At 73.4% G+C, this 12,528-nt stretch carries 12 protein-coding genes and 1 pseudogene; 10 read left to right on the top strand and 3 right to left on the bottom strand.

Features of this window, described 5'->3' with window-relative positions:
• Window positions 1-3: 3 nt before the first annotated feature.
• Complete coding sequence (locus tag ABZ478_RS11785; RefSeq protein ID WP_359547754.1) at window positions 4-984, bottom strand: ATP-binding protein; 981 nt, start codon at window positions 982-984, stop codon at window positions 4-6.
• Window positions 985-1,084: 100 nt separating this feature from the next.
• On the opposite strand from ABZ478_RS11785, the gene ABZ478_RS11780 reads away from it, so the two are divergent.
• Window positions 1,085-1,909, top strand: coding sequence for an oxidoreductase (locus ABZ478_RS11780; RefSeq protein WP_359547751.1), 825 nt, complete (start codon window positions 1,085-1,087; stop codon window positions 1,907-1,909).
• Window positions 1,910-2,267: 358 nt separating this feature from the next.
• On the opposite strand, the gene ABZ478_RS11775 is transcribed toward ABZ478_RS11780, so the two are convergent.
• The gene (locus tag ABZ478_RS11775) at window positions 2,268-3,101 is read right to left on the bottom strand and encodes an HAD-IB family hydrolase (protein ID WP_358932922.1); all 834 of its coding nucleotides are present in this window, start codon (window positions 3,099-3,101) and stop codon (window positions 2,268-2,270) included.
• Window positions 3,102-3,681: 580 nt separating this feature from the next.
• Between ABZ478_RS11775 and ssd the strand changes: the two genes are divergently transcribed.
• The 7 genes and pseudogenes from ssd (at window position 3,682) to ABZ478_RS11740 (ending at window position 8,873) form a co-directional block, all read left to right on the top strand.
• Window positions 3,682-4,788, top strand: coding sequence for a septum site-determining protein Ssd (gene ssd / locus ABZ478_RS11770; protein WP_359547749.1), 1,107 nt, complete (start codon window positions 3,682-3,684; stop codon window positions 4,786-4,788).
• Window positions 4,785-5,996, top strand: coding sequence for a TadA family conjugal transfer-associated ATPase (locus ABZ478_RS11765; RefSeq protein ID WP_359547746.1), 1,212 nt, complete (start codon window positions 4,785-4,787; stop codon window positions 5,994-5,996). Before ssd ends, ABZ478_RS11765 begins: the two co-directional genes overlap by 4 nt.
• A 7-nt stretch (window positions 5,997-6,003) precedes the next feature.
• Window positions 6,004-6,849, top strand: a complete 846-nt coding sequence (locus ABZ478_RS11760; protein WP_359548315.1) for a type II secretion system F family protein — start codon at window positions 6,004-6,006, stop codon at window positions 6,847-6,849.
• A complete protein-coding gene (locus tag ABZ478_RS11755; protein ID WP_359547743.1) occupies window positions 6,846-7,628 on the top strand; it encodes a type II secretion system F family protein in 783 nt (260 codons plus the stop codon). Before ABZ478_RS11760 ends, ABZ478_RS11755 begins: the two co-directional genes overlap by 4 nt.
• A gap of 168 nt (window positions 7,629-7,796) precedes the next feature.
• Window positions 7,797-7,934 (top strand): DUF4244 domain-containing protein, encoded by a 138-nt coding sequence (locus ABZ478_RS11750; RefSeq protein WP_358933122.1) that lies wholly within the window; start codon window positions 7,797-7,799, stop codon window positions 7,932-7,934.
• Between the two features lie 22 nt (window positions 7,935-7,956).
• A pseudogene (locus ABZ478_RS11745) lies at window positions 7,957-8,280 on the top strand (TadE family type IV pilus minor pilin); the annotation flags it as partial.
• Window positions 8,281-8,462: 182 nt separating this feature from the next.
• Complete coding sequence (locus ABZ478_RS11740; RefSeq protein ID WP_359547740.1) at window positions 8,463-8,873, top strand: Rv3654c family TadE-like protein; 411 nt, start codon at window positions 8,463-8,465, stop codon at window positions 8,871-8,873.
• 23 nt (window positions 8,874-8,896) lie between these two features.
• Here ABZ478_RS11740 and ABZ478_RS11735 read toward each other — a convergent pair whose 3' ends face one another.
• A complete protein-coding gene (locus ABZ478_RS11735) occupies window positions 8,897-11,380 on the bottom strand; it encodes a DEAD/DEAH box helicase (RefSeq protein WP_359547739.1) in 2,484 nt (827 codons plus the stop codon).
• 80 nt (window positions 11,381-11,460) lie between these two features.
• Between ABZ478_RS11735 and bldG the strand changes: the two genes are divergently transcribed.
• Complete coding sequence (gene bldG, locus ABZ478_RS11730; protein WP_010986038.1) at window positions 11,461-11,802, top strand: anti-sigma factor antagonist BldG; 342 nt, start codon at window positions 11,461-11,463, stop codon at window positions 11,800-11,802.
• A gap of 156 nt (window positions 11,803-11,958) precedes the next feature.
• A complete protein-coding gene (locus ABZ478_RS11725) occupies window positions 11,959-12,396 on the top strand; it encodes an ATP-binding protein (protein WP_359547737.1) in 438 nt (145 codons plus the stop codon).
• Window positions 12,397-12,528: the final 132 nt, after the last annotated feature.

Raw genomic sequence — 12,528 nt, 5'->3', positions numbered from 1 at the left:
GCGTCACACCGGAGCCGCCAGGCCCTCACCGAGCACGAACCCGGGGTCGACCTGCGCCGCCAGGTCGGCCCCGGTGCGCTCGTTGCCCCAGGCTTCGGCGTTCCGCAGATGGAAGTGGACCATCTGGCGCGTGTAGCGCTCCCAGTCGCGCAGTTCGTACGTGGCGTCGGCGGCGGCCCGGAGGGTCTGCAGGGAGCGGGCGTTGGCCTCCTCCAGGAGACCGAACCGGGGCGGGCGGCCCTTCTCCATGGCGCGCACCCAGTCCGAGTGCCCGACCGTCACCAGCAGGTCGTCACCGGCCTCCGCGCGGAGGAAGTCGATGTCGTCCTGCCCCTGGACCTTGTTGCCGACGACCTTCAGAGCCACGTCGAAGTCGCGGGCGTACTCCTTGTACTGGCGGTAGACGGAGACCCCCTTCCGAGTCGGCTCGGCGACGAGGAACGTCATGTCGAACCGCGTGAACAGGCCGGAGGCGAAGGAGTCCGAACCCGCCGTCATGTCGACCACGACGTACTCGTCGGGGCCGTCGACGAGGTGGTTCAGGAACAGTTCCACCGCTCCCGTCTTCGAGTGGTAGCAGGCGACCCCCAGGTCGGCGTCCGTGAAGGGGCCGGTGACCATCAAACGGACGGCGCCGCCGTCGAGTTCCACCGGGCGCCCGCAGGCGTCGTACACCGCGTTCGGCTCCCGCACCCGCACCAGCCGCGAGCCCTCGCCGGGCGGGGTCGTCTTGATCATCGTCGCGGTGGAGGCGATGCGCGGGTTGGAGCCGCGCAGATGGTCCTTGATCAGTGGCAGTTGCTCGCCCATCGCGGGCAGTGCGGCCGCCTGGGCCTCGTCGAGGCCGAGCGCCGGGCCGAGATGCTGGTTGATGTCGGCGTCGATGGCGAGGACCGGGGCGCCGGTGGCCACGAGGTGGCGGATGAAGAGGGAGGAGAGCGTGGTCTTGCCGCTGCCCCCCTTCCCGACGAAAGCAATTTTCATGTTCACGAACAGTAGTGAAGTGATGGCTCTGGGTGTCAGGCGCAGTGAAGAAGACCACTCCTTCGTGGGGCGGGGCCGTGGGGTGCGTAGTGTCGTACTCATGAGTACGACAGGCGCGACCGCCGATCCGCTCGCGGCCCTGGGCTCGCTGCCCGGTGTGTCCGAGTCCGTGGAGTCCGTGCGCAAGGCAGTGGACCGGGTCTACGGCCACCGGGTCATGCGTCGCCGCAGCAACGAGATCACCTCCGAGGCCGCCCTGCGCGGGGCCCGGGGCTCGGCCGCGCTGTCCGGCGCCGACTGGGCCCTGGAGGAGGTGCGGCGGCGCTCCGACTTCAGCGCCGACGCCGAGGCGATGGTCGTGGGTGCGGCGCTCAGGCTGACGGCCGAGGCGGGTCAGCTGCTGTCCATCTGGCGGCAGTCGCCCCTGCGGGTACTGGCCCGGCTGCATCTGGTGGCCGCCGCGACGCAAGGTGAGGAGGTCGGCCGTCCGCGCCAGGCGGGAGAACCGGTCGACGAGCCGCTGCTCGAGCTGCCGCTGCCGGACGCCCGGGAGGTGTCGGGCCGGCTGGAGGGGCTGGGGGACCTGATCATCGCGGGCTCCTCGGCACCGGCGCTGGTCACCGCGGCGGTGGTGCACGGCGAACTGCTGGCGCTGCGCCCCTTCACCTCGCACAACGGCCTGGTGGCGCGTACGGCCGAGCGGATCGTCCTGATCGGCAGCGGTCTCGACCCCAAGGCGGTCTGCCCGGCCGAGGTGGGACACGCCGAGCTGGGCCGCGCCTCCTACCTGGCCGCGCTCGAAGGGTATGTCTCCGGCACCCCCGAGGGCATGGCGGCCTGGATCGCCCACTGCGGCCGTGCGGTCGAACTCGGAGTGCGCGAGTCCACCGCGGTCTGCGAGGCGCTGCAGCGCGGGGCCGCCTGAGCCGTGAGCGGCGGGCACATGCGAAAGGCCCCTTGAAGGGGCCCGGACAGGGTTGCGGCGGTACGAGTTCTCGTACCGCCGCTGGCATGCTCACCGGGTTACCAAGCGTCCTCGATATGTGCCCATCAGGTCGGGGACTTTGCCCGTCACCTGGTGCGGCTGGCCCGTAATCGACGGGTCGACGTCGCGTGGGTGCCCGGTGCTCATGCGGGGTCCGTGGGGCCATGTGCGTAGTGGTAGGGGATCCTCACGGATGTCCTGTGGTCTCGCGGGCCTGAAACCTTTGTACTGCACCCCCGGAGCAAGTGGAACCCCTGCTCGCACATCTTTACTTTCAGGTTCAAACGCCGTGAATCGGTCAGGAGTCGACGGACCGGCGCCGACTCGCGTACCAGACGAGGCCCGCGGTGGCGGCCGCCGCGCCTATGGCCGCCGCCGCCACGAGGGCCGGGCGGGGCGGTACGGAGAATCCGGGCAGTCGCTGCTTGAGGCGGACCGGCCGGGCGAACTCCATGACCGGCCACCCGCGTGCGACCGCCTCGCGGCGCAGCGCGCGGTCCGGGTTCACGGCGTGCGGGTGCCCGACCGCCTGAAGCATGGGCAGGTCGGTCGCCGAGTCGCTGTAGGCGTAGCAGCGGTCCAGGTCGTACCCCTCGGACACGGCCAGCTCCCTGACGGCCTCGGCCTTGGTCGGGCCGTACGCGTAGTACTCCACCTCACCGGTGAAGCAGCCGTCGTCGCCCACCACCATGCGTGTGGCCACCACGCGGTCGGCGCCCAGCAACTCCCCGATCGGCTCGACCACCTCGGCGCCCGATGTGGACACGATCACCACGTCGCGTCCGGCCGTGTGGTGCTCCTCGATGAGGGAGGCGGCCTCGTCGTAGATGATCGGGTCGATCAGGTCGTGCAGGGTCTCGGCGACGATCTCCTTCACCTGCTGGACGTTCCAGCCTCGGCACATCGCGGACAGATACTGGCGCATCCGTTCCATCTGATCGTGGTCGAGGCCGCCGGCCAGGAAGACGAACTGGGCATATGCGGTACGCAGCGCGGCCCTGCGGTTGATCAGTCCACCCTGGTAGAAGGACTTGCTGAAGGTGAGTGTGCTCGACTTCGCAATGACCGTCTTGTCCAGGTCAAAGAAGGCTGCTGCGCGGGGCAAGGAGTGGTTTTCCACGTCTCTGAGCATAGGCGCCCACCATTCGGCGTAAGGTGGGGCGCGTGGGTTTGCCTGAGAAGGCTCTCGGGTACACCATGGAAGTCACGGATCGTTCGCGACCGTGCTAACCCGGCCCGACTCCTCCCCCCCCGAGTCGGCCGTGGGGACGACCCCCGCTCTCCCCCCCGGCGGGGGTCGTCGCATGTCCGGACGGGTTTTCTCCCCTTTTCAACATGTCTCGCGACCGGTCGCGCGCAGCGTCGACCGGACTTCACCATGCTCATGAGCTGTTACGCAGAGTAATCGAAACGCTGCTCTGTGGATGTTGCCGAGAGGTCGGCGCAGAGGTCACCGGTATGGGTGGTGGCGATATTCACAACGACTGAGTTGTCCACGGTTTTCCACCAAGATCCACATGATTTTCCGGATCGCTGCACCGTGATTCCCACGCGCTCCGACGGCGGCGAGTTCATGGCCGGTTCCGATTGCCGGAGTGCCTATGGCCGGTTTCCGGCGCCCGCATAGGGCGCCGCGCTCGCCGGCTCTTCACATCTTTGGGAATCGCGGGGCCGCGGAGGCCGCGCGGAAGACATGGGAAGGGGGAGCACACGTGACCGGAACCGTCGCCCACGACCCGTCACCGGCCGCCGGAGGCCTGCCGGGACGGCCGCTCATCGTCACCGAGGACCCGGGTCTCCTGGACGATCTGCTGCGCCTGTGCGCGGCCGCGGGCGCCACGCCCGAGGTGCATCACGGTGTACCCGATCACGGCGGTGGCTGGGAAGCGGCCCCGCTCGTCCTGGTCGGCGATGACGCGGCCCGCCGTCTGCGCGGAGCGGCGCGCCGGCGCGGGGTGGTGCTGGTCGGACGGGACCAGGACGACTCCGGGGTGTGGAGAAGGGCCGTACAGATCGGCGCCGACCACGTCCTGATGCTGCCCGACGGGGAGCAGTGGCTGGTCGACCGCATCGCCGATGTCGCCGAGGGCGTCGGCCGCCCGGCCCTGACCGTCGGCGTCGTCGGCGGCCGGGGCGGGGCCGGCGCGTCCACGCTGGCCTGCGCTCTGGCCGTCACGTCCGCTCGCGAGGGGCTGCGCACCCTCCTCGTCGACGCCGATCCGCTGGGCGGCGGACTCGACGTGCTCCTCGGCGGGGAAGGCGCCGAGGGGCTGCGCTGGCCCGCCTTCGCCGCCTCCCGCGGCCGGGTCGGCGGCGGCGCGCTGGAGGAGTCGCTGCCCCGGTTGCACTCGCTGCGGGTGCTCAGCTGGGACCGCGGCGACTGCGTGGCCGTCCCCGCCCAGGCCGTCCGCGCGGTGCTCGCCGCCGCCCGGCGGCGTGGCGGCACGGTCGTCGTCGACCTCCCGCGGCGCCTGGACGACGGGGTCGCCGAAGCCCTCGCCCAGCTCGACCTGGCACTGCTAGTCGTCCCGGCCGAGCTGCGGGCGGTCGCGGCCGCCGGCCGGGTCGCCTCGGCACTCGGCATGGTCGTGAGGGACCTGCGGGTGGCGGTGCGCGGGCCGTACGCGCCCGGCCTCGACGACCGTGAGGTCGCCCGGCTGCTCGGCCTGCCCCTGGCCGGCGAGGTGCCCGTCGAACCGGCCCTGCAGCGTGCCCATGGCACCGCCAGGCCGCCCGCCGTGACCGGCCGCGGCCCGCTGGCCCGCTTCTGCGCCACGTTCTGGGAACAGGCGCTGGTCGAGGCGGGAGGCCCCCGATGACCCTGCCCGGACTCGATCGGACCGACGTCACGGCCCTGCTGGACGGGGTGCGCCGCCGGCTGGCGGAGAGCGGCGCCGAGCCGACCCCGGCGCGCGTCGCCCAGGCACTGCGCGAACAGGGCCGTGTCCTCGGTGACGCCGAGGTGCTCGGCGCGGCCGAGCAGCTGCGGTCGGAGCTCGTCGGAACCGGCCCGCTGGAGCCGCTGCTCGCCGATCCGAGCGTCACCGACGTCCTGGTGTCCGCCCCCGACCGGGTGTGGGTGGACCGTGGCGGCGGCCTGGAGCTGACCCCGGTGGCCTTCCCGGACGCGACGGCCGTACGGCGTCTCGCGCAGCGGCTGGCCGCCGTGGCCGGACGCCGGCTGGACGATGCCCGCCCCTGGGCCGATGCCCGGCTGCCCGACGGGACCCGGCTGCACGCGGTGCTGCCCCCGGTGGCCGTCGGCTGCACCTGCCTGTCCCTGCGCGTCGTGCGGCCCCGGGCGTTCACGCTCGGGGAACTGGTCGAGGCGGGCACCGTGCCGCCCGGCGGGGACCGGATCCTGCGGGCGCTGCTCGCGGCCCGGCTGTCCTTCCTCGTCAGCGGCGGCACCGGCAGCGGCAAGACGACCCTGCTGAGCGCGCTGCTCGGCCTGGTCGAGCCAGGCGAACGGATCGTGCTCGCCGAGGACTCGGCGGAGCTGAGACCGGACCACCCGCACGTCGTACGGCTGGAGACCCGGCCGGCCAACCAGGAGGGTGCGGGCCTCGTGACCCTGGAGGACCTCGTCCGGCAGGCGTTGCGGATGCGGCCCGACCGTCTGGTCATCGGCGAGGTGCGGGGCCCGGAGGTGGTGCACCTGCTGGCCGCGCTCAACACCGGCCACGAAGGCTGCGGGACCGTGCACGCCAACGCCGCCGCCGACGTGCCCGCCCGCCTGGAGGCGCTCGGAACGGCGGCGGGGCTCGACCGGGCGGCCCTGCACAGCCAGTTGGCGGCCGCGTTGTCGGTGGTGCTCCACCTCGTCCGCGACCGGTCCGGGCGGCGCCGGATCGCGGAGGTGCACGTGCTGGAACGGAATGACTCGGGGCTGGTGCGGACGGTACCGGCGCTGCGCTGGGGTGTGCGGGCCTTCACCCGGGAGCGGGGCTGGGAGCGGCTGCGGGAGCTGCTGAGCGGCGGGTCCGGGAGCGAACGGGACGAGAGGAGCGAGGGAAGTGAGCACTGAGGCGTCGATGGGCGCGGCGGCGGTCTGTGTCGGGGCGGCGGCCTGGCTGCTGGGCGGACGGCATCACGGGGTGCGGCGCGCGAGGCTGCTGCTGGCGGGGGGCGCGGGGGTGGCGGCCGGTCCGCCCTCCTGGGAGCGGGCCGTCGGTGAACTGCGGCATGTGCGGGAGCGATTGCGGCCGGAATGGTGGTCGCTCGTGGCCGGGCTGCTGCTCGCGCTGCTGGGCGCCTCGGTGATTCCGGTCGTCGCGGGGGTGGCCGGGGTGCCGGTGCTGCGCAGGATGCGGCTGGCCCGGCAGGCAGGGCGGGCCAGGGAGCGGCGCGCGGACGCGGTGATCGGCCTGTGCGGGGCGCTGGCCGGGGAGGTGCGCGCGGGACGGCAGCCCGGTGAGGCACTGCTGCGGGCCGCCCGGGACTCCGGCGGGCTCGGGGAGGCGCGGGACGGCGCGGTCGCGGCCGCGCGGTTCGGCGGCGATGTGCCGGGCGCGCTGGCCGTCGCGGCCCGGCAGCCGGGCGCCGAGGGGCTGTTGGGTCTCGCCGCCTGCTGGCGGGTGGCCGTGGACCAGGGCGCCGGGCTCGCCGACGGCCTCGACCGGCTGGACGGGGCGCTGCGTGCCGACCGGGACCAGCGGGCGGATCTGCGGGCCCAGCTGTCCGGGGCCCGGGCGACGGCGCTGCTGCTCGCCGCGCTGCCCGCCCTCGGGCTGCTGCTCGGCTCGGCCATGGGCGCCGACCCGCTGCGGGTGCTGCTGCACAGCGGGGCCGGGCTGGGCTGCCTGGTGGCGGGAGCGGTGTTCGAGGGCGCCGGGGTGTGGTGGGCGGGACGGATCGTGAGGGGAGCTGAGGCGGTATGAGCGGTGAGGTCGTCCACAGGCTGGGGACAGTCGCGGTTGTCCTGCTGAGTGCGGGCTGGGCGGCCCGGTGGCTGGTCATGGCCCGGCGCCGGCGCCGGGCGCGGCGGAGGGTGACCGAACTGCTGGCCCTGGTGAAGGCCGATTCCCGCCCGCCCTTCGAGGTCGGGGACACGGTGCGGCGGTGGCTGCCGGTCGCGGGGGCGATGTGCGGGGCGTGGGTACTGGCCGGCGGCGCGGCGGGGGCGGTCGTGGCGCTCGCCGTCGGCGCGGGGATGTGGCGGTGGCGGCTCCGGCGGACGGAGGCGGGCCCGGCGGAGGAGGCCGACAGAGCGCTCGCGGCCCGCCAGCTCCCCCTTGCCGCGGATCTGCTGGCCGCCTGCATCGCGGCCGGAGCCGGCCCGGTGATCGCCGCCCAGGCGGTGGGGGAGGCCCTCGGCGGACCCGTGGGGGACGCGCTGGAGCGGGGCGCGGCCGTGGTGCGGCTCGGTGGTGAACCGGGCGACGCCTGGAGCCGGCTGGCAGGTCTGCCCGGTGCCGGTGTGCTGGCCCGGCTGCTGGAACGGGCCGACGAGTCGGGTCTGCCCGCCGCCGGTCCCGTCGCCCGCCTCGCCTCCGACGCGCGCGCCGAGTGGGCCAGAGCGGCTACGGCGCGGGCGCGCCGGGCGGCCGTGCTGGTCTCCGCGCCGGTCGGGCTGTGCTTCCTGCCCGCCTTTATCGCGATCGGTGTGCTGCCCGTGGTGATCGGGCTGGCGGGCGGAGTGATGGGAGGTGGCGGCTGACGGCGACGGCGGAGGACGCGGCCGCGGGCGACGCGGTGCCGGCGCGAGACGCGGACGGCGTGGTTTCGGAAACGGACGAGAAAACTGGAGCGAAGGGAGTTCGAGGTGCGGAAGAAGGCCGGAAAGCTGTGGGTTTCGGTGCGGGAGCGATGGCGCGCGGACGGAGGGATGGTGACCTCGGAGTACGCGATGGGGATCGTGGCCGCGGTCGGATTCGCGTTGCTGCTCTACGAGGTCGTCACCAGCGGCCAGGTCAAGGCGGAACTGCAGGCCATCGTGAAGCGGGCCCTCAGTGCGCGGATGTGAGCGGGGGTCGGACCGCGGGTTCGTGACCGCGGAGTCGGCCGTGGTGCTGTCGGTGCTGGTGGCGTTCACCATGGCGCTGGTCTGGGGGCTGCTCGTGGTGGCGGCCCAGATCCAGTGCGTGGACGCCGCCCGCGCCGGCGCCCGGGCCGCCGCCCGGCAGGACCCGGCCGACGCGGTGGTGGAGGTGACCCGGCAGGTGGCACCGCGCGGGGCGCGGGTGACGGTCGGCCGTGCGGGTGACCAGGTCCGGGTGACGGTGGTGGCCAGACCGCCCGTGCTGTCCGGACTGCCGTTCGAGGTACGGGAGGCGGCGGTGGCAGTGGCGGAGGAGACCATCGGCACGGGTGATGGCGCCGACACGGGCCACGGCACTGGCGCCGATCCGGGCACGGGCGCCGGTGCCGGTACAGGCACAGAAACTGGAACAAGCACGGGCACCGGCTCCAGAGCCGACCCCGGTGCCGACACCGGCGCCGGAGCCGGCCTGGGCAGAGGCGCGGTGGCCGGGTCCGCGGGGGAGCCGAGGTCATGAGGCGCCCGCGAGGTGAACTCCGTCGCGAGGCCCGGAGCCGGGACCGGGGCTCCGCCACCGTCTGGAGCATCGGCGTGATCACCGTGCTGTGTGTGGTGTTCGGCGCCGTGCTCGCCCTCGGGCAGGCGGTCGTGGTCAGACACCGGGCGGCCGGCGGCGCGGATCTGGCGGCCCTCGCCGCCGCGGACCACTGGGCGGAGGGCACCGCAGGCGCCTGCGCCCGGGCGGAACGGGTGGCGGCGGCCCAGGGAGTCCGGCTGGTGCGGTGCGTGATCGCGGGCGAGACCTCGGACGTCACGGCGGCCGCGGGGCGAGGGCCGTTCGCGGCGGAGGTCAGGGCCAGAGCCGGACCGCCCGGCCCCCTGCCCCCGGTGGCGGGGACAGCCGCTCCGAGGCCGTCCGCCTGATCCGGGAGGCGCACCTCGGCACCTCAGCCCTGTGCCGCCGAGTCCTCGCGCGGCTTCTCCTCGGGAGCCTCCCGCAGCAGCACCGTGAGGAGCCGTACCGCCCCCCTCTTGTGCAGCGGGTCGTTGCCGTTGCCGCACTTGGGGGACTGGATGCAGGAGGGGCAGCCCGCCTCGCACTCGCAGGAGGCGATGGCCTCCCGGGTCGCGGCGAGCCAGGCGCGGGCGGTGTGGAAGGCGCGCTCCGCGAAGCCCGCGCCACCCGGATGGCCGTCGTAGACGAACACCGTCGGCAGAAGGGTGTCCGGGTGCAGCGGGACCGACACACCGCCGATGTCCCAGCGGTCGCAGGTGGCGAACAGGGGGAGCATGCCGATCGAGGCGTGCTCGGCGGCGTGCAGGGAGCCGCCGAGGATCTCCGGGGTGATCCGCGCCTCGTCCAGCTGGTCCTCGGTGACCGTCCACCACACCGCGCGCGTGCGCAGCGTACGAGGAGGGAGGTCGAGCTTCGTCTCACCGAGCACTTCACCCGTGATGAGCCGTCGGCGCAGGAAGGAGACCACCTGGTTGGTGACCTCGACCGAGCCGTAGCAGAGCCGGCCGGAGCCCCAGGGGATCTCGACGTCCGTCTCCAGGACGGAGATCGACGTGGTGTCCCGGGCGACCGTCGAGTACGGCGGGTCGGCCTGCTCGACCAGCGCGACGGAGTCCTCCAGGTCGAGCGAGCGGACCAGATAGGTGCGGCCCTGGTGCAGGTGCACCGCGCCCTCGTGCACCGCGGAGTGCGCGGCGCCCGCGTCGACCGTGCCGAGCAGCCGGCCCGTGCCCGCCTCCACGACCTGCACCGGCCGCCCGCCCGCGCCGCGGATGTCGGTCAGGTCGGCGGCCCGCTCCCTGCGTGTCCAGTGCCAGGCCCGGGTACGGCGGCGCAGCAGCTTCGCGGCCTCCAGCTGTGGCAGCAGCTCCGCGCAGGCGGGCCCGAAGAGGCCGAGGTCCTCCTCGGTCAGCGGGATCTCCGCCGCCGCGGCACACAGGTGCGGGGCGAGGACGTACGGGTTGTCCGGGTCGAGGACGGTCGATTCCACCGGTTGGTCGAACAGGGCCTCGGGATGATGGACGAGGAAGGTGTCCAGGGGGTCGTCGCGGGCCACCAGCACCGCCAGGGCGCCCTGTCCGGAGCGGCCCGCGCGGCCCGCCTGCTGCCACAGGGAGGCGCGCGTGCCGGGGTAACCGGCGATCAGGACCGCGTCCAGGCCCGAGACGTCCACGCCCAGCTCCAGGGCCGTCGTGGCGGCGAGTCCGAGGAGTTCGCCGGAGTGCAGGGCGCGTTCCAGGGCACGGCGCTCCTCGGGAAGGTAGCCGCCCCGGTAGGCCGCGACACGCCGGGCGAGAGAGCGGTCGACCTCGGCCAGGCGCTCCTGGGTGATCACCGAGATCAGCTCGGCGCCGCGCCGGGAGCGCACGAAGGCGACCGAGCGCACACCCTGCACGGTGAGATCGGTCAGCAGGTCGGCGGTCTCGGCGGTGGCGGTGCGCCGGACGGGTGCGCCCTTCTCGCCGTGCAGTTCGGTGAGCGGGGGTTCCCACAGGGCGAAGACCAGCTCGCCGCGCGGTGAGGCGTCGTCGGCGACCTCCACCACCGGCAGTCCGGTGAGCCGGCCGGCGGCCACGGCGGGCTCGGCGGCGGTCGCTGAGGCCAGCAGGAACACGGGGGAGGCGCCGTAGCGCGCGCACAGACGGCGCAGGCGGCGCAGCACCTGGGCGACGTGCGAGCCGAACACGCCCCGGTAGGTGTGGCACTCGTCGATGACGACGTACTTGAGCGCCTTCAGGAAGGAGGACCAGCGGGGGTGGGAGGGCAATATCCCGCGGTGCAGCATGTCGGGATTGGTGAGGACGTAGTTCGCGTACTGGCGGATCCACTCCCGTTCCTCGAACGGGGTGTCGCCGTCGTACACGGCTGGGCGTACGGCACCGGCCAAAGGTTGTGAAAGTTCCTTCACCGAGCGGCACTGGTCCGCCGCGAGGGCCTTGGTGGGCGCCAGGTACAGCGCGGTGGCCCCGCGGCCGTTCGGGGCCTCGGAGCCGTCCAGCAGGGTCGACATGACCGGCACGAGGTAGGCGAGGGACTTGCCCGAGGCGGTGCCGGTGGCGACGACCACCGAGTCGCCGTCCAGGGCGTGCTCGGCGGCCAGCGCCTGGTGGGCCCACGGGTGCTCGATGCCGCACGCCTGCACCGCGGCGATCACCTCTGAGCGAATCCGGTCAGGCCAGACTGCATGCCGACCCGCGCGCGGGGGCAAGTGCTCCGTATGAGTGATGCGCGCAGATCGGCTCGGCCCGGAGGCGAGCCGGTGCAGAACGGTGCCCGGAGACGGGCGGGACCCGGGGTCCGCCATGGGTCGATCGGATCGGTGATTCTTGGCCATCGGCACCGAGTGTGTCACCGGCGTGACGGACAATGGAGCCAAGGCGTCGTGCACGCATGCCGGTAAGTGATTGAATGCCATCGCGGCTGGCGGTACGCCCCGGGGGCCGCAGGCCGGTGTACCGAGGGGCGACCGCTCGATAGCAAGGTGCTGGAGGATCCGTGGACCTGTCCCTGTCGACCCGTACCGTCGGCGATCGTACGGTCGTCGAGGTCGGTGGCGAAATCGATGTATACACCGCGCCCAAGCTGCGCGAGCAGTTGGTCGAGCTGGTGAACGACGGGAATTTCCACCTCGTCGTCGACATGGAGGGCGTGGACTTCCTCGACTCCACCGGGCTCGGCGTGCTGGTCGGCGGCCTGAAGCGGGTGCGTGCCCATGAGGGCTCGCTGCGCCTGGTCTGCAACCAGGAGCGCATTCTGAAGATCTTCCGGATCACCGGCCTCACCAAGGTGTTCCCGATCCACACCTCGGTCGAGGAAGCGGTGGCGGCCACCGACTGACCAAGGCCGGTCACCTGTTCCGGGCCGCTCGCCGGCCCGGACAACGGTCGGCCCCGCCCCGGGCCGGGTGGCCCGGGGCCCAGTAGTACAGCAGGGGGTGCGGGCTCTCGGCGGCCCCGCCCCCGGACCGCACGCCCGTAGTCGCGAGGGGGATGCATGGCCACCGTCGAACTCCGCTTCAGCGCGCTGCCCGAGCACGTCCGGACCGCCCGCCTGGTGGCGGCAGCGGTGGCGCGCAGGGCCGGAGTGGACGAGGCGGTACTCGACGAGGTGCGCCTCGCCGTGGGCGAGGCCTGCTCCCGTGCCGTCGGACTCCACCAGAGCAACGCCATCACGGCACCCGTGAAGGTGGCGCTGATCGAGGACGAGAAGCAGTTCTCCATCGAGGTCGGCGACGAGGCCCCGCACGCCGTCCCCGCCGAGCGAGTGGCCGGCGGAGCCGCCGCGGACGCGGACGTGGAGGCCGAGGAGGACGAGATGGGCCTCGCGGTCATCAGCGGCCTCGTTGACGACGTGGAGGTCACCACGGGCCGGGACGGCGGTCTGATCCGCATGAGCTGGCCCACCGCCCCGCCGACCGTCACGCTCGTCTGAACCCGCGCATCGCGCGTCCGCACATCGCGCACAACGCATCGAAGGGCCCTGCTGAGCAGGGCCCTTCGCGCTGTCTCCGGCACACCCCGGGAATTCGTGAAGGAATTCACGATCAATACCCTGATAATTTGA

The sequence above is a fragment of the Streptomyces sp. NPDC005706 genome (assembly GCF_040631045.1).
GTDB lineage: Bacteria > Actinomycetota > Actinomycetes > Streptomycetales > Streptomycetaceae > Streptomyces.
This window is presented reverse-complemented; position numbering and strand designations above follow the sequence as displayed.

Coding starts and splice junctions, on each gene's coding strand:
- ABZ478_RS11785 (WP_359547754.1), bottom strand. CDS start 984: ATGAAAATTGCTTTCGTCGGGAAGGGGGGCAGCGGCAAGACCACGCTC.
- ABZ478_RS11780 (WP_359547751.1), top strand. CDS start 1,085: ATGAGTACGACAGGCGCGACCGCCGATCCGCTCGCGGCCCTGGGCTCG.
- ABZ478_RS11775 (WP_358932922.1), bottom strand. CDS start 3,101: ATGCTCAGAGACGTGGAAAACCACTCCTTGCCCCGCGCAGCAGCCTTC.
- ABZ478_RS11765 (WP_359547746.1), top strand. CDS start 4,785: ATGACCCTGCCCGGACTCGATCGGACCGACGTCACGGCCCTGCTGGAC.
- ABZ478_RS11760 (WP_359548315.1), top strand. CDS start 6,004: ATGGGCGCGGCGGCGGTCTGTGTCGGGGCGGCGGCCTGGCTGCTGGGC.
- ABZ478_RS11755 (WP_359547743.1), top strand. CDS start 6,846: ATGAGCGGTGAGGTCGTCCACAGGCTGGGGACAGTCGCGGTTGTCCTG.
- ABZ478_RS11750 (WP_358933122.1), top strand. CDS start 7,797: ATGGTGACCTCGGAGTACGCGATGGGGATCGTGGCCGCGGTCGGATTC.
- ABZ478_RS11740 (WP_359547740.1), top strand. CDS start 8,463: ATGAGGCGCCCGCGAGGTGAACTCCGTCGCGAGGCCCGGAGCCGGGAC.
- ABZ478_RS11735 (WP_359547739.1), bottom strand. CDS start 11,380: ATGGCATTCAATCACTTACCGGCATGCGTGCACGACGCCTTGGCTCCA.
- ABZ478_RS11725 (WP_359547737.1), top strand. CDS start 11,959: ATGGCCACCGTCGAACTCCGCTTCAGCGCGCTGCCCGAGCACGTCCGG.